An 18,031-nucleotide genomic window follows, 5' to 3' on the forward strand; every position below is an offset into this window, starting at 1 on the left:
CTCAGCCCTGCCAGTAGATGACCTTTTTGCGGAGCCAGCTGATGAGCATGTGGGCTCCCATGCCCAGCGCGGCGAAGATGATGAGCAGTGCGAAGATGTCCTCCGTCCGCAGCTGCACCGAAAACTGCTGGATGAGGAAGCCGAGCCCCTCCCGCGAGCCGAGGAACTCCCCGGTCACCGCGCCGAGGATGGCGAAGACCAGCGCCAGCTCGAGACCGGCGAAGATGTACGGCAGCGCGGTCGGGAGCCGGAGTTTGACGAACGTCTGCAGCGGTGATGACCGCAGCGAGCGCATCAGCTCCTCGGACTCCACGTCGACCGCGGTCAGGCCGGCGTACGCGTTGACCATGACCGGGAAGAACGCGAGGATCGCGGCGATGATGATCTTCGGCTGGGCGTCGAAGCCAAACCAGATCGTGAGCATCGGCACCAGTGCGATCTTGGGGAACGTCTGGAACGCCACGAGGTACGGGTGCAGCACCCGCTCCACAATGGACGAAGCCGCGAGCAGGCCGCCGACCAGCACGCCGAGGATCGTCCCCGCGGCAAACCCGACCAGCGAGTTGCGCACGGTGTAGATGAGGTGGTCGGTGTAGCGCCCCTCCTGCGTGTTGCGGATCAGGGCCTGGATCACCTCGGCGGGAGGCGGCAGGACGAAGTCGGACAGCCGCAACCATTTCACCGCCAGGTGCCACACGACCAACACGAGCACCAGCACCGCCGGCGAGAGCACCAGCTCCGGCCGCCGGCGCAGCAGACTCGGCTTCTCGACGGGCCGGTTCAGGAGCGCGTCGGCCGCGCTGGCTTTCGCAGCGGTGGTCCCCTCCGCTGGGTCGGACACGGCTTGCGGGGTTGGACTCACGACTCTTCCTTTCCGCTGCTCGGCCCGGGTCTCGTAGGCGCGACCCGACCCGGTATCCGCATTGTGGAAGCGGATTTCACGCTATCAACCGGATTTCGCAAGGTCAATGGACCTCTGGCCTGCCACGCCGGGCCTCGCCAGTGGGTCCCCACAGGTCAGCGGCGGCCGCGACGACGTCGTCGGCGGCGTAGCCCCGGCCCAGCCGGTCGGCGAAGGCCGGCTCGGCGAACGCGGCCGCGAACGCCTCGGGCGTCCAGCGACCTGCCGCGGCGTCTGCCGTGGCCGCGAGAACCGGCGGCGCCAGCACACCGACCCGCGGCCCGTAGCTGATGAAGACGTTGCCGCTGACCGGCGCGGACGCCTCCGAGGCGAGGTAGACCACGAGCGGGGCGACGTGTCCGGGCGAGAGCCGCTGCGCGTCCTCGGGCCGGTCGGCGAAGATCGGGGAGGTCATCGCGGTCGCGGCCCGTGGGCAGATCGCGTTGGCCCGCACCCCGTACGCCGCGCACCCCTTCGCGGTCGAGACCGTCAGCGCCACGATTCCCGCCTTCGCCGCGGCGTAGTTGGGTTGTCCCGCCGGCGCGTTGAGAAACGCCTCGGAGGCGGTGTTGACGATCGAGGCCCGGACCGGCCGCCCCGCCTTGGCCTCCGCCCGCCAGTACGCCGTGGCCCAGCGGGTGGTGCAGAAGTGGCCCCGCAGGTGGACCCGGAGCACGTCGTCCCACTCCCGCTCGGACATCGTGAAGACCATCCGGTCCCGTACGATCCCGGCGTTGTTCACCAGCACGTCCAGCCGGCCAAACCGCCGTACCGCGCCGTCGACCAGCGCGCCGGCGGCGGCGAGGTCCGCGACGTCCGCGTGGTCGGCGACAGCCTCGCCGCCGGCCGCGACGATCTCGTCGACGACCTCCTCCGCGGCGGTGTCCACGTCGTTGACGACCAGCCGGGCGCCGGCGGCGGCCAGCGCGAGCGCCTCGGCCCGGCCGAGCCCGCGGCCCGCCCCGGTCACGATCGCCACCCGCCCGGCGAGATCCACGGCGGTCACGACCCGCCCCCGAACGTGGTACCGGCCAGGTCGAGCACCGCGGCCCGGCCGTGCCGCTCGAAGAGCCGGTTCCAGGACTCCCGCGCGGCTTCGTCGAACGCGCGGAAGTGGTCGGTCCGCGGCGACCGCCACCACACGGGGTCGTCGACCTCCCACCGGTCGGCCACGAGGGCTCGCTTGTGCACCTTGTTCGTCGCCGTCATCGGCAGTCCGGTCGTGAGCCGCACGAAGCGGGGTACCGCCTTGGGACCGAGGTCGGGCTGTTCGCGCAGCCACCGCTCGAACGCGGCGGGGTCGAAGGGCCGGTCGGCCCGCCAGTGCAGCGCCACCATCAGCTGGTCACCGGCGGCCGGGTCCGGCACCGGGTAGACCGCGAGGTTGACGACGTCCGGGTGGCGCAGCAGCACTCGCTCGATCCCGGCCAGGCCCAGGTTCTCCCCGTCCACACGGGCCCAGTCGCCCCGCCGGCCGGCGAAGTAGAACAGCCCCGTCTCGTCCCGGAAGGCGAGGTCGCCGGTCCAGTACCAGCCGTCCCGGGTACGCTCCCGCTCGGCCTCGGGGTCCTTGTAGTACCCCTCGAACGAGCCCAGGCCGCCGGCGTTGACAAGTTCGCCGACGCACTCCTCGGCGTTGCGGACCCGGCCGTCCTCGATCACGGCCCGCGGGCACTCACGCCCGGTCGCCGGATCCACCACCTGTTCGGCGCCGCTGCCCCGGCCCAGCACGCCCTGCGGGTCGCCCGGGCTGCGGGCGAGGGTCACACCGCCCTCCGTCTGTCCATAGTGGTCGAATACCAGGCAGCCGAACCTCCGCCCGAACTCGACGATGTCGCGCTCGGCCCCCTCGTTGCCGAAGACCACCCGAAGCGGGTTGTCCGCGTCGTCGGGGCGCTCGGGTTGGGCGAGCACGTAGCTCAGCGGCTTGCCGACGTAGTTGGCGTAGGTCGCGCCGAACCGGCGCACGTCCGGCAGGAACCCGGACGCGGAGAACGACCGGCGCAGCGCGATCGCGGCGCCGACGGTCAGCGCCGGCGCGAACCCGGCGATGATGGCGTTCGAGTGGAACAGCGGCATGCAGATGTACACCACGTCGTCCGGGCCGAGCGCCACGCGGTCCGCGACCTTCTTCCCGCGGCGCACGATCGCCCCCTGCGAACTGCGCACCGCCTTCGGCTCGCCGCTGGTACCGGAGGTGAACAGCAGCAGGTACAGCGAGTCCGGGGGTACGGGCGGCGGCACGGACCGGGCCGTCCCATCCGGCTGGGTCGCGCCGAGCTGGTCCACCTCGACAACCGGTACGCCGAGGTCGATCCCGGACAGCAGCGGCGCGAGCGCGGGCTCGGTGACCAGGAGCCGGCAGTCCGCCAACCGGGCGTCCCGCGCCAGCGCCGCGCCCCGGCGGGTGGCGTTGAGGCCGACGACCGTCGCTCCGCACAGGGCTGCCCCGCAGAGCAGGAAGAGGTGCTCCGGAGTCGTTTCGAGCAGGGTACCGACGTGTAGGGGCTCCGATCCCTGGTACGCACGGAGCAGGTCCGCCCACCGGTGTGCCTGCGTCAGCACCTCGTCCCAGGTCCATCGCTGGTCCTCGAAGAGCAGGCCGGTCCGGTGGTCGCCGGCGCGGGCGAGCACGAGGTCACGGACGGTCGTCACCGCGCTGTCGCTCACGGTAGGTCCCTGGGTAGGCCGAGCAGCCGTTCACCGATCACGTTGCGCATGACCTCGCTGGTCCCTCCTCCGATGCTGAGCCCCCGGGTATCCAGGAACGCGTGCTGCCAGTGCCGCGCGTCGGCGCCGTCGCCGAGCCCCGAGCGGCCGAGCAGGTCGAGCCCGAACGCGGCGGTGTCCTGCCGGTGCCCGACGCTGACGAGCTTGCGGACCGTCGGATCCGGGCCCGGTACGCCCTCCCACCGGGCGTGCGAGGCACGCGTGCCGAGCGCCCGGACGGCGTACTCCGCCGCGGCCAGCCGGCCGAGCCGCTCCAGCGTGGCGGGGTCGGGATCCAACGCCCGCGCGGTGGCCAGTACCCGGTCGAAGCCGCCGTCGGCGAAGGCCATCGTGCTCATCGCGGTCCGCTCGGCGGCCAGCGACAGCCGCACCAGCCGCCAGCCACCGTCGACCTCGCCGAGCAGCAGGGAGTCGGGTACGAACACGCCGTCGAGGAACACCTCGTTGAACCGCGCCTCCCCGGTGATCTGCCGCAGGGGGCGGACCTGGACGCCCGGCGCGCTCATGGGGACCGCGAAGCAGCTGATGCCCCGGTGCCGGGGACCGCCGCCGGTCCTGGCCAGGCAGAATCCCCATGTGGCCTCGTGGGCGCGCGAGGTCCAGACCTTCTGGCCGTGCAGGTGCCATCCGCCCTCGACCCGCACCGCCCGGGTCGAGAGGCCGGCCAGGTCCGATCCGGCCCCGGGCTCGCTGAACAGCTGGCACCAGCGTTCCTCGCCGGCGAGGATCGCCGCGATCATCCGGTCGCGCTCCGCGGTGCCCGCCCCGTCCAGCAGTACCGGGAGTATCCAGCGGGCGATGCCCAGGTCGGGCGGCTCGATGCCGTACTCCCGCATCGCCGCCGCGAGCTGAGCCGCCTGGTGCGGCTCGGCCCCGCGCCCCCAGGGCGGCGCGAGCTCCGGGGCGACGAGCCCTTCGGCGGCCAGCGCCGCCCGCTGTCGCTCCGGCGCCAGGCCCGCGCAGCGGCGTATCGCGGCCCGATCCCGCTCCCCCACCTCGCCGCCACCGGACGCCGGCGTGGCCACGGGCAGGCCGTCGGCGAGGCAGCGGCGGCCGAGTTCGGCGGCCCGCCCCGGCGTGGCGGCCAGGCGCTGGTTCACCACCGCGCGCCGCAGGTGCAGGTGCACGTCGTGCTCCCAGGTGAACCCGATGCCGCCCAGGATCTGCAGGCAGGAGCCGGCGCCGGCGACCGCCAGGTCCGGCGCGAGCGTGGCGGCCGCGGCGACCGCGACCGCGCGGTGCGGTGCGTGCCAGGTGCGTGCGGCCTCCCACACGAGGGCCTTGGCGGTCTCCCGCCGCACGAGGAGGTCGGCGCACTTGTGCTTGACGGCCTGGAACGCCCCGATCGGTCGGCCGAACTGCTCGCGGACGGTCGCGTGCGCCGCCGCCGTGCGGGTGCACCAGTCCAGGGTCCCGGCCGCCTCCGCCGCGCACAGCAGGCCGAGGGCGTCGGCGACGGAGGCCGACAGCCCGGACGGGAGCAGGCGGTCGCGCCCGAGCCGGGCGTCGACGGTGCCCGTCGACATCGGCCGTGCCCCGTCGAATGCCGGCAGCGGGCTGACGGCGATCTCTGCCCGCCTCAGCAGCAGCCACCGCTCCCGAGCCGGTCCGTCGCCGGCGACCGCGCGGACGAGGAACAGGTCGGCGTCGGCCGGGCCGACGAGCAGCGGCAGTTCGCCCCGCAGCAGCAGGCCGCCGCCTGGGGCCGGGGTGAGCCGCACCGCGCCGTCCACCGCGACGGCCACGCGGGACCGCCCGGCGCCGATCTCCGTGCAGACCTCGGCCGCCAGCGGGTGATCCAGGTGGTCGGCGAGGGCGAGGGTGGCGAGCAGCCCGGCGAAGTACGCACCGGCGGTCAGCGCGCCGCCGAGGTGTTCGGCGACGAGGGCGAGGTCGAGCGGCTCACCGCCCGCGCCCACCGGCTCCGGCAGGTGCGCGGCGAGGAAACCCAGTGCGGCCAGGTCGCGCAGCGGGTCGGTGCCCTGCCCGCCGGAAAGGGCGGTGCGGGGCTGTTCCGGGCCCGCGTGGCGCCGGGTCCAGCTCTCCAGGGCTCCGGCCAGCAGCTTCTCCTGCTCAGCCCGCGGGTGTACTGCGGCGACGGCCATTACAGCAGCTCAAGAATTGTTCCGGTGGCGAGTGCGCCGCCGGCGCACATCGTGATGAGGGCGTACCGGCCGCCGCGCCGCTCCAACTCGTGCAGCGCGGTGACGATGAGTCGGCTGCCGGTGCTGCCGACCGGATGGCCGAGCGCGATCGCACCGCCATTCACGTTGAGCCGGTCCGGGTCCGCGCCGGTCGCCCGGAGCCAGGACAGCGGTACTGACGCGAAGGCCTCGTTCACCTCGAAGATGTCGATGTCGGACAGACTGAGGCCGGCCTTGTCGAGCACCGCGGCGGTCGCCTCCACCGGGCCGTCGAGCAGGTAGTACGGGTCGCTGCCGACGAGCACATGGGCACGCAACCGCGCCCTCGGCCGCAGACCTCGGGCCTCGGCCAGCGCCCGGTCCATCCAGAGCACGGCCGCGGCGCCGTCGGAGAGCTGCGACGAGGTACCCGCGGTGTGCAGCGCGTCCTCGGCCAGCGGGCGCAGTCCGGCCAGCGCCTCCCGGCTGGTCTCCCGCAACCCCTCGTCGCGGGTCACCGGCGCGGCCCCGTCGGGCCCCGGTACCGCGATGACCTCGCGGTCGAACCGGCCCTCCCGCCACGCCGCGGCGGCCCGCTGCTGCGAGATCAGCCCGAACTCGTCGAGGTCGGCACGGGTGAGCCCGCGACGTTCGGCGATCCGTTCGGCGGAGACGTACTGCGTCGGCATGTCCCACGGCCAGGCGGGCGGGCGCGGCGTGTGCAGGCCCGCCGGCTTGTTCGCGTGCAGGGCGACGGTACTCATCGACTCGACGCCGCAGCCGATCCCGATCCCGATCATGCCGGCGGCGATCTGCGCGGACAGCATGGCGTTCGCCTGCTGCCCCGACCCGCACGCGCAGTCGACCGTGACGGCACCGACGTGCGCGGGCAGTCCGGCGCCGAGCCACGCGTTGCGCGTGATGTTGCTGCTCTGCTCGTTCGCGGTGGTGACGCAGCCGCCGATGAGCAGCTCGACGTCATTGGGTTCGACGCCGGCACGGCTCAGCACGGCTTGCAGCGGCGCGGCCAGGAGGGCGGCCGGGTGGACGCCGTCCAGCCCTCCGCCGCGCTTGCCGACCGGCGTCCGCAGCGCCTCCACGACAACGGGCTCGCTCATGCTTCGTTTCTCTCCCCACAGTGGAGCCAGACGGGTGGACCGGCGACGACGGCGCCGGTCCACCCGGTCAGCGGTGCTAGAAGGACGGTGCCTCGTAGGTGCGGGCGAGCTCCTCGATCGGTTTCGGATCGAAGTCCTTGGCGACCTCGTTGAGCAGCGTGAGGTCGCGCCAGGTGTCCAACGCGATGTCACCGGGGACGAGACTTGCCTGCTTGAGCGGTTCGATGCCGCGGGTGAGCGCTTCGTCGGGCATCAACCCCAGCGACGTCTCCGGGTAGCCCGGCGGCTTCGAGTTCTTCATCCGCTCCTCGACGATGGCCAGCGCCTTGTCGAACGCCTCCTTGTCGCTGTCGGCGGCGGGCTTGGACTCCGGGTAGAGCTTGAGAGCGATGGCGGTGGCCTTCTCCGGCGCCGCAAGCGCGAACACGTACCCCTTGAGCAGTGCGCGAAGGAAGCGCTTGAGGACCTCCGGCCGCTGCTCGAGCATCGTGTTCGTGGCGACCAGCGTCCCAGGCGGCAGCAGGTCCTTGTCGAACTTGGTGTCGAGGCGGTGGGAGGGCAGGCCGGAGTTGTTGAACGCGATGCCGTCGCTGTCGATGCCGCACCAGGCGTCGATCTTCTTCGACCGCAGCGCCTCCGCGACGGCCGCGAGCCCGGAGTTGATCGGTACCTGCTCGATCTGGTCCGCCTGTACGTTGTCGAGCCGGGCCGACTCGAGGCAGTAGATGGCGGTCCCGGTGCCGATCGAGGTGACGCCGATGCGCTTGCCGGCCAGGTCCGCGGGGGACTGCACCGGGCCGTCGTTGGCGACGAAGATGCCGATGTTCGTGAAGGCGGTGAAGAAGACCGACTTGGTCACGGGCTTCTTGCCGGCGAACACGACCTGGCTGAGCGTCGCCGGCACGCCGACGTCGAAGCGCCCCGTCTCCATCTGCGCCAGGGCGATCTCACTGTTGGTCTGACCGCTGGCCTGGATCGTCACGTCCAGGCACTCCTCGGCGAAGAAGCCGAGCTCCTGGGGCACCTGGGCGTAGCCCACGGAGCCCAGGCTCACACTCGCGGCGGCCAGGATGTAGTTGATCTTATCTACGGATTGGCAGTGCCCGGTGTCACCGGACGCGCTCTCGTCGTCGCCCCCTCCGCATCCCACAACTCCGGTGGCGAGCGCGAGGCAGGTCAGGCCGGCCAGGGTTCGACTGCGCCAGCTTCGAGTCACGTTCATGTGATCACCTCCTTTTTCACATATTGGAACCAGGTTTCACAATGCAGAAGCTATGGCCTTGGTCACAGGGTGTCAAGGCCCGCGGTCCGCCTATTGACGGATCTCCAACCGCGCGGTTCCACGGGCGTGGGCACCGCGACTGTTACGGCCTTCGAAGCGCACGGTCACCGCCGTACCGGTCTCTCCGGCGACGCTTTCCACCACGTCGCCGGTGAGCCGCATGACGTCGCCCGGGTAGTTCGGCGCGCCCAGACGCAGATCGATTTCGTGCAGTACCGCCCGCGGACCCGCCCAGTCGGTGAGGTAGCTACTGACCAGGCCCGCGGTCGTCATGATGTTCATGAAGACGTCCGGCGAACCCGCCCGTACCGCGGCATCGCGGTCGTGGTGGCCGGGATAGAAGTCGCGGGAGGCGATCGCCCCGCAGACGATCAACGTGGTGGTGACGTCGATCTCCCGCACCGGCAGCGGCTGCCCAACCGGGATCGCTGCCCCGCCCGTCACAGCGCTCCCCCGCTACGGAACCGCGCCGCGAGCGAGCCGCCGAGCGCCGCCAGATGCTCCGCGGCCCCGCCGAGGGTGAACTCCAGCGTCTTGAACCTGAAGAAGTAGCGGTGCAGCGGGTAGTCGAGGTCGATGCCCACCCCGCCGTGCAGGTGGTGCGCGGCGGAGATGATCCGGTGGCCGCCCTCGGTGGCCCAGAACCGGGCCACCGACACCGCGTCCCGCGCGTCCTCGCCCTGGTCCAGCAGGCTTGCCGCCTTCCACATGGTCCAGGTCATCGCCTGTAGGTCGATGAAGGCGTCCGCCGCACGGCTGGCGACCGCCTGGAAGGAGCCGAGCGGGCGGCCGAACTGCCGGCGCTGAGTGGTGTACTCGGCGGTGAGCGACAGCGCGGCGTCGGCCACACCGCAGATCTCGGCGGCGCTCAACACCAGTTGGTGAGAACGGACCCGATCGAGCAGCGCGGCGCCGGTCTCGCCGGCGAACACATCCGCCTCGCGCAGCAGCGGCCCCTCCACCGCGACCTGGGCGCAGACCTCCGCACCGCTGGTCCGTACGGGCTCCACGACCACGCCGGGATGGCGCGGTCGCAGCAGGACCGCCAGCCGCGCGCCGTCCGGGTCGACGGCCGCGACCAGCAGGCGGTCGGCGCTCGTGCCGTACGGCACGAGCGGCAGGACCCCGTGCGCGGTCCAGCCGCCCTCGACCGGCTTGAGGGTGACGTACGGCGTCGCGTCGACCGTGCCGGCCACGGACGGCAACACCACCGCCCGCCCCGCCGCGACCTGGGCCAGCAGCTCACCGGGACGCTGTGCGGGGGGCAGCCCGGCCAGCGCCAGGGCGGCCGCCAGTACGCCCGACAGCGGCACCGGGGCGACCACGCGGCCCGCCTCCCGCGCGACCAGGCAGGCGTCGAGCGCCCCGCGGGCTGTCCCGCCCACATCCTCGGGCAGTGCGATGCCGAGCAGGCCCGCCTCGGCGAGGACCCGCCACAGGTCGTCGTCCCAGCCGGACGCGGGCAGGGCGGCCAGCCGCTCCGGCGTGACAAGGTCCGCCAGCACCTGCCGGACCAGGCTCGCCACCGCGGTCTGGTCCTCGTCGAACGAAAAGTCCATCACTCTCCCCCGCTCACCCGAGCCGGACGGAACCGCAGCGTGACGAAGTCGACGGAGCCGACCGACTCGCCCGCGGCGTCGGTGTAGCGCATCTCGGTCGTCACGAAGTAGCCCTCGCCCAGGGCGGTCGACTTCCGGGGCGACACCGACCGGATCGTCGCCTGGTAGTGCACCCGGTCGCCGATCGTGAGGTACCGGGTGAAGCGCAGCGTGCAGCCAGTGGCCACGACCGAGGTGTAGCCCGCCTCGGCGAGCACTCCGACCAGCTCTTCTTCCGCGTTGCCCGGCTCGGTCGCGACGGGGAACCGCCGATCGTGATGCGTCCAGGACTGGAGCATCGCCGGTGGCGCGACGATCTGGCCGAACGGTCCGGACTCGGCCCAGTCGGGGTCGGTGTAGCCCGGGTTCTCGTCCCCCATCGCCTGGCACCAGTGCCGGATCATCGGTGCGTTGACCGCGTCTCCGGCGACCCGCGGTGCCCCGCTGGTCCGGCCGACGAACTCCAGCAGGCGCGCGTGCAACTCGTCAGTTGCCAGGTCACTCATGCTCGCACCACCCGATCCAGTCGCCGGGCCACTCGCGGCATCCCGAGGCCGGCCCTGGCCACGATCTCGCGCTGCACCTCGTTCGTCCCTCCACCGAAGGTGTTGATCACCGCACGGCGGTAAGCGAACTCGAGCGCTCCCCACGGCGACTGCCCCCGGGCGCCATCCGCCAGCAGGCTCTCCGCGCCGACCACCTCCATCAGCAGCCGGTAGACCTCCAGCACCGTCTCGGTGCCGAAGACCTTCACCGCCGAGGCGTCGGCCGGAGCGACCTCGTCCCGGCCCACCTCCCACGCCATCCGGCAGTTGAGCAGGTGCATCGCCTCGACCAAGGCGTGGCTGCGGGCCAGGTTGCGCTGTACCCAGGAGATGTGGATGACCGGCTGGCCGTCCCGCTCGGTCGAGCCGGCCCACGCCACGACCTCCTCGTGCAGCCGGACCGCCAGGCCGCCGAACCCCGCCATCGCGATCCGCTCGTGGTTGAGCTGGGTCTGCATCAGCCGCCAGCCCTCACCCTCCGCGCCCACCAGCCGGTCCCGCGGCACGCGCACGTCCTCGTAGCTGGTGATGTAGGTGTCGTACGAGGCCAGAGTGCGGATGGGCGCCGCGCTGAAGCCGGGCGCCGAGGTGTCGACGATCAGCACCGAAATGCCCCGGTGGTCCCGGGTGCCGGCCTCCGTGCGCGCCGCCAACCAGATGTAGTCCGAGGCGGCGCCCCGGCTGGTGAAGACCTTGGTGCCGTTGACGACGTACTCGTCCCCGTCCCGGACCGCCTTGGTGCGCAGTGACGCCAGGTCGGTACCCGCCTCGGGCTCGGTGTAGCCGATCGCGAAGTCGATCTCACCGCGCAGGATCGCCGGCAGGAAAAACGCCTTCTGTTCGGCGGTGCCGTAATCCATCAGCGTCGGCCCGACGGTGTTCAGCGAGATCATCGGGATCGGTGCGCCGGCCCGCTGTGCCTCGTCGTAGAAGATGAACTGGTCCATGGCCGGGCGACCCTGCCCGCCGTACTCCACCGGCCACCCCAGGCCGAGCCAGCCATCGGAGCCGAGGCGCCGGATCCAGGCGCGGTAGCGGGGACCGTGGTCCTCCCAGCGCAGATCGGCGAACTCCCCCTCCAGGTGCGTCCGGAAGTACCGGGAGAGTTCGGCGCGTAGCTGTCGCTGCTCGTCGGTGTAGGTAAGGCGCATGTGGACCGGCCTTCGCCCTTCGACTTGTGAAAGTTGATTCCGTATTGTGGAAGCAGCTTAGGAAGCCTGGCCCGCGCCCGTCAACAGCCCCACCGGAGGAGATCCGATGCACCGCAGCTTCGACGAGTACCGCACCGCGTACCAGCACGTCGCGATGGAGCGCCGCGACGGCATCCTCGAGGTACGCCTGCACACGGACGGTGGCCCGCTGCTGTGGGGAGCCGGGCCACACACCGAGCTCGGCTGGGCCCTGCGGGAGATCGGCGGCGACCCCGGCAACCGGGTGGTGATCCTGACCGGGACCGGGACGGAGTTCATCGCCCGCCTCGACGACAGCTGGGTGGGACCGATGACGCCGCCGAAGTGGGAACGCATCTACACCAACGGCAAGCGGCTGCTCGCCGCCCTGCTCGACATCGAGGTACCGGTCATCGCGGCGGTCAACGGCAAGGCCACCGTGCACGCCGAGCTCGCCGTGCTGTCGGACATCGTGCTGGCCACGCCGGAGACCGTGTTCTCCGACGCGCCGCACTTCCGCTTCGGCACCGTACCCGGCGACGGTGTGCACGCCGTCTGGTCCACGCTGCTGGGCGTCAACCGCGCCCGCTACTTCCTCCTCACCGGGCAGCGCATCTCCGCCGCCGAGGCCAAGGATCTGGGCGTGGTCAACGAGGTCGTCCCCGCCGCCGAGCTGCTGCCGCGGGCGTACGAACTCGCGGAGGCCCTCTGCCAGCAGGACGACATCACGCTGCGCTACACGCGGGAGGTGATGACCGAGCCGTTGCGGCGCCTCGTCGCCGAGCGGGTCGGCCACGGCCTCGCCCTGGAAGGTCTTGGCGCGTTCGCCACCTGGCCCGCCGGCTGAGGCTCACGAGGCGTCGGCGGGGCTGTCGCCGACGAAGTCCGCGGGGGGCGGCCGATCCGGGTCGTCCCGGTAGACCCAGTGCTGCTCGCAGCCCTCGTCGCCCTTCCACCGGCACCGGTGGACCTCCACCCGCAGCAGGTTTTCGTCCGCGGCCCGGTAGCCCTCGAAGCAGCCAGACTCGAACGCCCCCGTGTAGCGCGCGTTCTCCGGATGCGCCTCGCTGTAGTAGACGCACTCGCGGCGCCGCACCACACAACGCCCCTCGTCGTGCTCCGCGTACAGCGCCGCGGCGTGCTTCGGCCCGCGGATGCTGTGCACCAGATCCTGGTAGAGCGCCATCATCCGGGCACTGCCCGCACCCTCCATGTCGTGGGCCTTCAACAACATGGCGTATCCGCGGCCGCCGTACCGCCGGCCGATCTCGCGTGCGATCTCCGTGGCCTTCTCGACGCCGACGATCTCCTCGGCGATGCTGTAGAACGTCTGGAAGTTGTTCTCGATCTGCCGGCCCATGCTGTAGACGAGATGGTCCACGGTCAGTTCCCCGATCGGGATCTCGTACCGGTCCATCCGCTCGCGTTCCTGCGCCGTCAGCCGCTGTCCCGGGTAGAAAAGCAGCGGATCGTTCGCGTACGGCTCCTGCATCCTCTCGATCTCCTCCCGCTGTGGCGCGGCTCCGGCCTACACCCGGAGCAGCACCGCGTTGCCCTCACCGATACCGCCGCACATCGTCACCAGGCCGATCCCGCCACCTCGGCGGCGCAGTTCGGCGACGATCGTCATCACCAGCCGCGCTCCGGTCGCGCCGGTCGGGTGACCGAGGGCGACGGCACCCCCGTTGACGTTGGTCCGCTCCCGAAGCTCGGCCGCCCGGGCCGGATCGCCGCCGGCCAGCCGCAGCGTGGTGACGAGCGGCACGGCCGCGAACGCCTCGTTGACCTCGATGAGGTCGACGTCGGCCAGATCCACCCCGCACCGGTCCAGAACTCGCTGGGCGGCCACCGCCGGGATGGACGCGATCTGCGCCGGAGGTCCCGCCACCGACACCACCCCCAGCACGGTGGCCAACGGTCGAAGGCCACGCGTGCGGGCGAGGCTGGCCGAGGTGACCGCGAGCATCGCCGCTCCGGTGCTCAGCCCCGGCGCGTTGCCGGCGGTCACGGTCGCGCTGCCGTTCACCGTGGGCAGGGCGGCGAGCCGCTCCAGGGTGGTGTCCGGTCGCGGTGACTCGTCGGCGTCGAGCCGGTACGGCCGGGACGCGTCCTCGGGCGACCGGACCGGCGCGATCTCCTCGTCGAACAGGCCCCGCGCGACGGCCTCGGCACACCGCTGCTGGCTGCGCAGCGCCCAGTTGTCCTGCTCGGCGCGGCCCACGCCGTGCAGCGCGGCCTCGTCGGCGGCCTGGACGGCGCGCGGCACGCCAGTGTGCGGGCACGCGATGACGAGTTGGTCGGCGAGCCGCACGTCGCCCAGGCGGTGCCCCCAGCGCAGGTCGTCCAGGAAGAACGGCACGGCACTCAGGTTCTCCGCCCCGCCGGCCAGCACGACGTCGGTCTCCCCGCCGCGCACCCCGCGGGCGGCCAGGGCGAGAGCGGCCAGCGACGAGCAGCAGGCACGGTCCACTGTGTACGCCACTCCCTCCTCGGGGAGCCCCGCGCGCAGCGCGGCCTGCCTCGCGATCGACCGGTCCGAGCCCGGGAAGTTGACACCGAGGACCAGCTCGTCCACATCGGACCCGTGCAGCCCGGCCCGCTCCACTGTGGAACGGATCGCGACCGCCGCGAGCGCCGGGACGGACGCCTCCCGCAGCGCTCCGCCGAACGAGCCGAACGGCGTGCGCGCCGCCGCCACGAGCACCACGTCCCGCTCAGACATGACGCTCCTTTCCCGCCCAGTACGGCTCCCGCAGCACCCGCTTGGCGATCTTCCCGGTCGATCCCCGCGGCAGCGCGGCGACGAACTCGACCGAGCGGGGCTTCTTGTAGCCGGCCAGCGTCGCGGCGCAGTGCTCGACAAGCTCCCGCTCCGAGGGCGTGCTCCCCGGCCGAGGTACCACGACCGCCTTGACCGCCTCGCCCCAGTGGTCGTCGGGTACCCCGATCACCGCCACCTCGGCGACCGCCGGATGCCGCGCGAGAGCGGCCTCCACCTCGGCCGGGTACACGTTGTATCCACCACTGATGATCATCTCCCGCAGTCTGTCCATGATGGACAGACGGCCGTCGTCGTCGCGGCGGGCGACGTCCCCGGTGCGGTACCAGCCATCCTGGAAGACCTCCCGATCCGCGTCTGGCCGCCCCCAGTAGCCCCGCATCACGTTCGGACCGCGAACCCACAGCTCGCCGGGCTGCCCGTCCGGCACGTCCTTCCCGTCTCCACCGACAAGCCGGGTTTGCACGGTGGTCACCTCGCGACCGGCCGAGCCGAGCCGGGCCTGCTCGTCCGCCCGTAGTACGAGCACTGGATGCGGCGCCTCGCACGAGCCGTAGACCTGCACGAACCGCGGCCCGAACACCTCGATCGCCTCCTCCTGCCGGGCCGGGGCGATCGGCGAGCCGCCGTACGTGATCGCGCGCAGCGACTCCGGGCGGTCGGGACGCCCCCGTGCCGCCTCGGTCAGCGCGGCGATCATGGTGGGGACCAGGAAGCTGTGCGTCGCGCGCTCGCGCGCCACCAACTCCAGGAACCCCTCGGGATCCCAGGAGCGCACCGGCAGGTTGCGGCTACCGCGCAGGAAGTGCGCGAGCACCTTCGACCCGCTGCCGTGCGCCATCGATCCCACGTGCACCATCCCGTCACCGGGGCGCGGATCGATCTCGTCGGCGAGCATGTTCACCGTCGCGGCCAGCCGGCTGCTGTTCGTCGCGGTGGCCCCCTTGGGCCGTCCAGTCGTGCCGGAGGTGTAGAGCAGGAAGCTCGGCGCGTCGGGCTCCAGCACCACGCCGGCGGGCGTGTCACTGGCTCCGGCGAGCAGATCCTCGTAGTCGAGCCCGAGGCGACCGGCGCCGAGCCGGATCAGGTGGCGCAGGTCCGGGCAGCGCGCCTTCAACTCCGCCGCGGACTCCTCCTCGCCGGCGTCGAAGAGCAGAACATCGGCGCCCGAGTCGGTGAGCAGGAAGGCCCGCTCGTCCAGCGTCAGCCGGGTGTTGACCGGGACCCGCACGCGGCCGGACTTCGCGATGCCGAAGTCGACCTCGACCGATTCGAGCCGGTTGGGCAGCAGCATCGCGACCCGTCCACCGACCGCCCCGCCCAGGCCCGCGAGCGTGTTGGCCAGGCGGTTGGAGCGCCGCTCGACATCGGCGAAACTGGCCGTACGCTCGCCGTCGACCACTGCGGGCCGGCTGCCGAACCAGGCCGCGGCGCGCGCGATCAGGACGTCGATCGTAACCATGTCGGGCTCCCCCCTGGAGGTGTGGACCAGACTTCCACAATATGACAACATCAGGAAGTGCCTGATGACCGATTGGCCGCAGAGGTCGGCCGGTGGGGCGAGGACCACCGGGACCGCCTCTCCGCACCCGACGACCGCACCGTCTCGGGGCTGCCCGTCGCGCCTCTCTACACACCGCTCGACATCGCCGACGGGCCCGACGACCACCTGACCCAGCGCGGGCTCCCCGGCGAGTTCCCGTTCACCCGCGGCATCCGGCCCGGGATGTACCGCGAGGGCCTGTGGGTCATGGGGCAGTACTCCGGTCGCGCCTCACCCGCCGAGACGAACCGCCGCATCCGCAGCCTCCTCGCCAGCGGTCAGCGAGGATTCTCGGTCGCCCTCGACCTGCCGACCCAGAACGGGCTGGACTCCGACCACCCGCTCGCCGCCGGCGAGGTCGGCAAGGTGGGGGTACCGATCGACACGCTCGCGGACATGGAAGACCTGCTCGACGGCATCGCCCTCGACCAGGTGTCCCAGATCCGGACCACCGCGAACGCCATCGGCCCGATCGCCGTCGCCCTCTTCGTGGCCGGCGCGGAGGCACACGGCTACCGGCCGGCCGACTTCAAGGTGATGCTGCAGAACGACGTGCTCAAGGAGTACCTCGCCCGCGGGACCTACATCTTCCCGCCGCGCCGGGCGCTGGAGTTCACCGTCGACGTCATTGAGTACTGCGCCCGGGAGCTGCCGCACTGGGAGCCGATCGAGTTCTGCGGATACCACATCCGCGACGCGGGCGGCTCGGCTGTGCACGAGTTGGCGATCGCGCTCGCCAACGGGATCGAGTACATCGACGCGGCGCTGCGCCGCGGCCTGCGGGTGGAGGACTTCGCCCACAACGTCTACCTGTTCCTCGCCGCACACATCGACCTGTTCGAAGAGGTGGCGAAGTTTCGGACCGCCCGGCGGATGTGGGCGCGGCTCATGCGCGACAGCTATCACGTGACCGACCCGCGGGCATGCGCGGCGAACATCTTCGTCTACACGCTCGGCAGCCTGCAGACCGCGCAGGAGCCGTTGAACAACGTCGTGCGCATCGCCTACCAGTCCCTCGCGGCGATTCTGGGCGGGGTGCAGACGCTCGCCACGTCCTCGTACGACGAGGCGCTTCAGCTCCCCGGGGAACAGGCCGTACGGATCGCGCTGCGGACCCAGCAGATACTCGCTCACGAGACGGGGGTGACGCGCACGGCCGACCCGCTCGGCGGCTCGTACGTGGTGGAAGCCATGACCGACCGGCTCGAACGGGAGGTGACGGAGGAGCTCGAACGCATCCGGGACAACGGTGGCGCGCTGGCCGCGCTGGAGTCGGGCTGGCTGCGCGGCACGCTCGACGACGAGGCGTACCGCCAGCAGATGCTGATCGAGCAGGGACACCGCACGGTCGTCGCGGTGAACCGCTTCGCCACCGACCAGCCGCCCGAGCTGGGTGACTTCGGCGGCGGCCCGGACGGCGACATCGAGGCCGCGCAGCGTGAACGGCTGGCGAAGGTCAAAAGCGACCGTACCCACAGCGCCGTGGCCGACAGCCTCGACGAGGTCGCCGCGGCAGCGCGCCGGGGCAGCAACACCGTCCCCCCGATCCTCGCCGCGATCCGCAGCTACGCCACTGTCGGCGAGATCTGCCAGGCGCTGGCGTCGGTTTGGGGACGCGCCTCGGCCCGCTGAGTCGGGAGGCGCGCCCCTCCCCCACCGCGTCGTTTGCGGCACGTGGTGGATGCCGAGGTGTTCAGCAGCAGTTGGTTGCCGCCACGGGCAACTGGCCGGCGACCGTCTCGGCATTCGTATCGGGTTCGCCGCAGCGGCACGCTCCGCCGTCGTCGTGCTTGGCGAGCCGGTCGGCGTCGCCCTTGACCACGTAGACCTCCCACGGCTCCTGGCCGGGGCCGTGCACCCACACCTTGTCCTGCAGCGCGTAGCAGCACTCGGTGTTCTCCTCCGGCACGGTCAGCAGCCCCGCCTCCCGCAGCCGGCTGGTCGCGGCGGTGACCTCGTCACCGCTGAACACCTCGACGCCGAGGTGGTCCATCACCGTCGGCTGGTCCGCCTCGCCCTCGATCAGGACCAGTTTGAGCGGCGGCCGCTCGACAGCGAAGTTCGCATACCCCGGGCGCAGCTTCGCCGGCGCGACGCCGAACAGCTTCGTATAGAAATCGATGGACCCCTCAAGGTCGGAAACCCGCAACGCGAGCTGAACACGCGACATCCGCACACCTCCACGGCTATCTAGATGACTCTCTAAACAGCTTGTGCCTTGCTTAGAGAACTGTCAACCTAGA

The 18,031-nt window shown here is 71.8% G+C and carries 16 protein-coding genes; 2 read left to right on the forward strand and 14 right to left on the reverse strand.

The features are described 5' to 3' along the window. Nucleotide 1 precedes the first annotated feature (1 nt). The 10 genes from ACFFIA_RS22780 to ACFFIA_RS22825 form a co-directional block, all read right to left on the reverse strand. Nucleotides 2–862 (reverse strand): ABC transporter permease, encoded by an 861-nt coding sequence (locus ACFFIA_RS22780; protein WP_377253649.1) that lies wholly within the window; start codon nucleotides 860–862, stop codon nucleotides 2–4. 103 nt (nucleotides 863–965) lie between these two features. Beyond that, nucleotides 966–1,907, reverse strand: a complete 942-nt coding sequence (locus ACFFIA_RS22785; RefSeq protein WP_377253650.1) for an SDR family NAD(P)-dependent oxidoreductase — start codon at nucleotides 1,905–1,907, stop codon at nucleotides 966–968. Further along, complete coding sequence (locus ACFFIA_RS22790; protein ID WP_377253651.1) at nucleotides 1,904–3,571, reverse strand: AMP-binding protein; 1,668 nt, start codon at nucleotides 3,569–3,571, stop codon at nucleotides 1,904–1,906. Before ACFFIA_RS22790 ends, ACFFIA_RS22785 begins: the two co-directional genes overlap by 4 nt. Further along, nucleotides 3,568–5,736, reverse strand: coding sequence for an acyl-CoA dehydrogenase family protein (locus tag ACFFIA_RS22795; RefSeq protein WP_377253652.1), 2,169 nt, complete (start codon nucleotides 5,734–5,736; stop codon nucleotides 3,568–3,570). Before ACFFIA_RS22795 ends, ACFFIA_RS22790 begins: the two co-directional genes overlap by 4 nt. Then, nucleotides 5,736–6,872, reverse strand: coding sequence for a steroid 3-ketoacyl-CoA thiolase (locus tag ACFFIA_RS22800; RefSeq protein WP_377253653.1), 1,137 nt, complete (start codon nucleotides 6,870–6,872; stop codon nucleotides 5,736–5,738). Before ACFFIA_RS22800 ends, ACFFIA_RS22795 begins: the two co-directional genes overlap by 1 nt. A 76-nt stretch (nucleotides 6,873–6,948) precedes the next feature. Next, nucleotides 6,949–8,094 carry an ABC transporter substrate-binding protein gene (locus tag ACFFIA_RS22805; protein ID WP_377253654.1) on the reverse strand — a complete coding sequence of 382 codons (1,146 nt, stop codon included), beginning with the start codon at nucleotides 8,092–8,094 and terminating at the stop codon, nucleotides 6,949–6,951. 90 nt (nucleotides 8,095–8,184) lie between these two features. After that, a complete protein-coding gene (locus ACFFIA_RS22810) occupies nucleotides 8,185–8,556 on the reverse strand; it encodes a MaoC/PaaZ C-terminal domain-containing protein (RefSeq protein ID WP_377253655.1) in 372 nt (123 codons plus the stop codon). A gap of 38 nt (nucleotides 8,557–8,594) precedes the next feature. After that, the gene (locus ACFFIA_RS22815) at nucleotides 8,595–9,713 is read right to left on the reverse strand and encodes an acyl-CoA dehydrogenase family protein (RefSeq protein ID WP_377253656.1); all 1,119 of its coding nucleotides are present in this window, start codon (nucleotides 9,711–9,713) and stop codon (nucleotides 8,595–8,597) included. Beyond that, nucleotides 9,713–10,258: a MaoC family dehydratase gene (locus tag ACFFIA_RS22820; RefSeq protein ID WP_377253657.1), complete on the reverse strand. Its 546-nt coding sequence runs from the start codon at nucleotides 10,256–10,258 to the stop codon at nucleotides 9,713–9,715. The genes ACFFIA_RS22815 and ACFFIA_RS22820 overlap by 1 nt, the downstream gene beginning before the upstream one ends. Continuing rightward, on the reverse strand, nucleotides 10,255–11,448 hold the full coding sequence (locus ACFFIA_RS22825) for an acyl-CoA dehydrogenase family protein (protein WP_377253658.1): 1,194 nt from the start codon (nucleotides 11,446–11,448) through the stop codon (nucleotides 10,255–10,257). Before ACFFIA_RS22825 ends, ACFFIA_RS22820 begins: the two co-directional genes overlap by 4 nt. Before the next feature lie 106 nt (nucleotides 11,449–11,554). Here ACFFIA_RS22825 and ACFFIA_RS22830 point away from each other — a divergent pair, with 106 nt between their 5' ends. Next, a complete protein-coding gene (locus ACFFIA_RS22830) occupies nucleotides 11,555–12,313 on the forward strand; it encodes an enoyl-CoA hydratase/isomerase family protein (RefSeq protein WP_377253659.1) in 759 nt (252 codons plus the stop codon). 3 nt (nucleotides 12,314–12,316) lie between these two features. Here the strand turns inward: ACFFIA_RS22830 and ACFFIA_RS22835 are convergent, their stop codons facing one another. Genes ACFFIA_RS22835 through ACFFIA_RS22845 form a run of 3 tightly spaced genes read right to left on the reverse strand, consistent with a single transcriptional unit; the run spans nucleotide 12,317 to nucleotide 15,707 of the window. Then, a complete protein-coding gene (locus ACFFIA_RS22835) occupies nucleotides 12,317–12,958 on the reverse strand; it encodes a hypothetical protein (protein WP_377253660.1) in 642 nt (213 codons plus the stop codon). 36 nt (nucleotides 12,959–12,994) lie between these two features. After that, nucleotides 12,995–14,188: a thiolase family protein gene (locus tag ACFFIA_RS22840; protein WP_377253661.1), complete on the reverse strand. Its 1,194-nt coding sequence runs from the start codon at nucleotides 14,186–14,188 to the stop codon at nucleotides 12,995–12,997. After that, nucleotides 14,181–15,707, reverse strand: coding sequence for a class I adenylate-forming enzyme family protein (locus tag ACFFIA_RS22845; protein WP_377253662.1), 1,527 nt, complete (start codon nucleotides 15,705–15,707; stop codon nucleotides 14,181–14,183). Before ACFFIA_RS22845 ends, ACFFIA_RS22840 begins: the two co-directional genes overlap by 8 nt. A gap of 57 nt (nucleotides 15,708–15,764) precedes the next feature. On the opposite strand from ACFFIA_RS22845, the gene ACFFIA_RS22850 reads away from it, so the two are divergent. Continuing rightward, nucleotides 15,765–17,420 carry an acyl-CoA mutase large subunit family protein gene (locus ACFFIA_RS22850; RefSeq protein WP_377253663.1) on the forward strand — a complete coding sequence of 552 codons (1,656 nt, stop codon included), beginning with the start codon at nucleotides 15,765–15,767 and terminating at the stop codon, nucleotides 17,418–17,420. Between the two features lie 61 nt (nucleotides 17,421–17,481). Here ACFFIA_RS22850 and ACFFIA_RS22855 read toward each other — a convergent pair whose 3' ends face one another. Beyond that, nucleotides 17,482–17,958 (reverse strand): ArsI/CadI family heavy metal resistance metalloenzyme, encoded by a 477-nt coding sequence (locus ACFFIA_RS22855; RefSeq protein ID WP_377253664.1) that lies wholly within the window; start codon nucleotides 17,956–17,958, stop codon nucleotides 17,482–17,484. Between the last annotated feature and the right edge of the window lie 73 nt (nucleotides 17,959–18,031).

The organism is Phytohabitans kaempferiae (genome assembly GCF_042433955.1).
Classification (GTDB): Bacteria; Actinomycetota; Actinomycetes; order Mycobacteriales; family Micromonosporaceae; genus Phytohabitans; species Phytohabitans kaempferiae.

Bases quoted from the DNA above. Each gene is read 5' to 3' on its own strand.
- ACFFIA_RS22855 (WP_377253664.1), bottom strand. From the start codon at position 17,958: ATGTCGCGTGTTCAGCTCGCGTTGCGGGTTTCCGACCTTGAGGGGTCC.
- ACFFIA_RS22815 (WP_377253656.1), bottom strand. From the start codon at position 9,713: ATGGACTTTTCGTTCGACGAGGACCAGACCGCGGTGGCGAGCCTGGTC.
- ACFFIA_RS22795 (WP_377253652.1), bottom strand. From the start codon at position 5,736: ATGGCCGTCGCCGCAGTACACCCGCGGGCTGAGCAGGAGAAGCTGCTG.
- ACFFIA_RS22820 (WP_377253657.1), bottom strand. From the start codon at position 10,258: ATGAGTGACCTGGCAACTGACGAGTTGCACGCGCGCCTGCTGGAGTTC.
- ACFFIA_RS22825 (WP_377253658.1), bottom strand. From the start codon at position 11,448: ATGCGCCTTACCTACACCGACGAGCAGCGACAGCTACGCGCCGAACTC.
- ACFFIA_RS22835 (WP_377253660.1), bottom strand. From the start codon at position 12,958: ATGCAGGAGCCGTACGCGAACGATCCGCTGCTTTTCTACCCGGGACAG.
- ACFFIA_RS22805 (WP_377253654.1), bottom strand. From the start codon at position 8,094: ATGAACGTGACTCGAAGCTGGCGCAGTCGAACCCTGGCCGGCCTGACC.
- ACFFIA_RS22800 (WP_377253653.1), bottom strand. From the start codon at position 6,872: ATGAGCGAGCCCGTTGTCGTGGAGGCGCTGCGGACGCCGGTCGGCAAG.
- ACFFIA_RS22845 (WP_377253662.1), bottom strand. From the start codon at position 15,707: ATGGTTACGATCGACGTCCTGATCGCGCGCGCCGCGGCCTGGTTCGGC.
- ACFFIA_RS22830 (WP_377253659.1), top strand. From the start codon at position 11,555: ATGCACCGCAGCTTCGACGAGTACCGCACCGCGTACCAGCACGTCGCG.
- ACFFIA_RS22840 (WP_377253661.1), bottom strand. From the start codon at position 14,188: ATGTCTGAGCGGGACGTGGTGCTCGTGGCGGCGGCGCGCACGCCGTTC.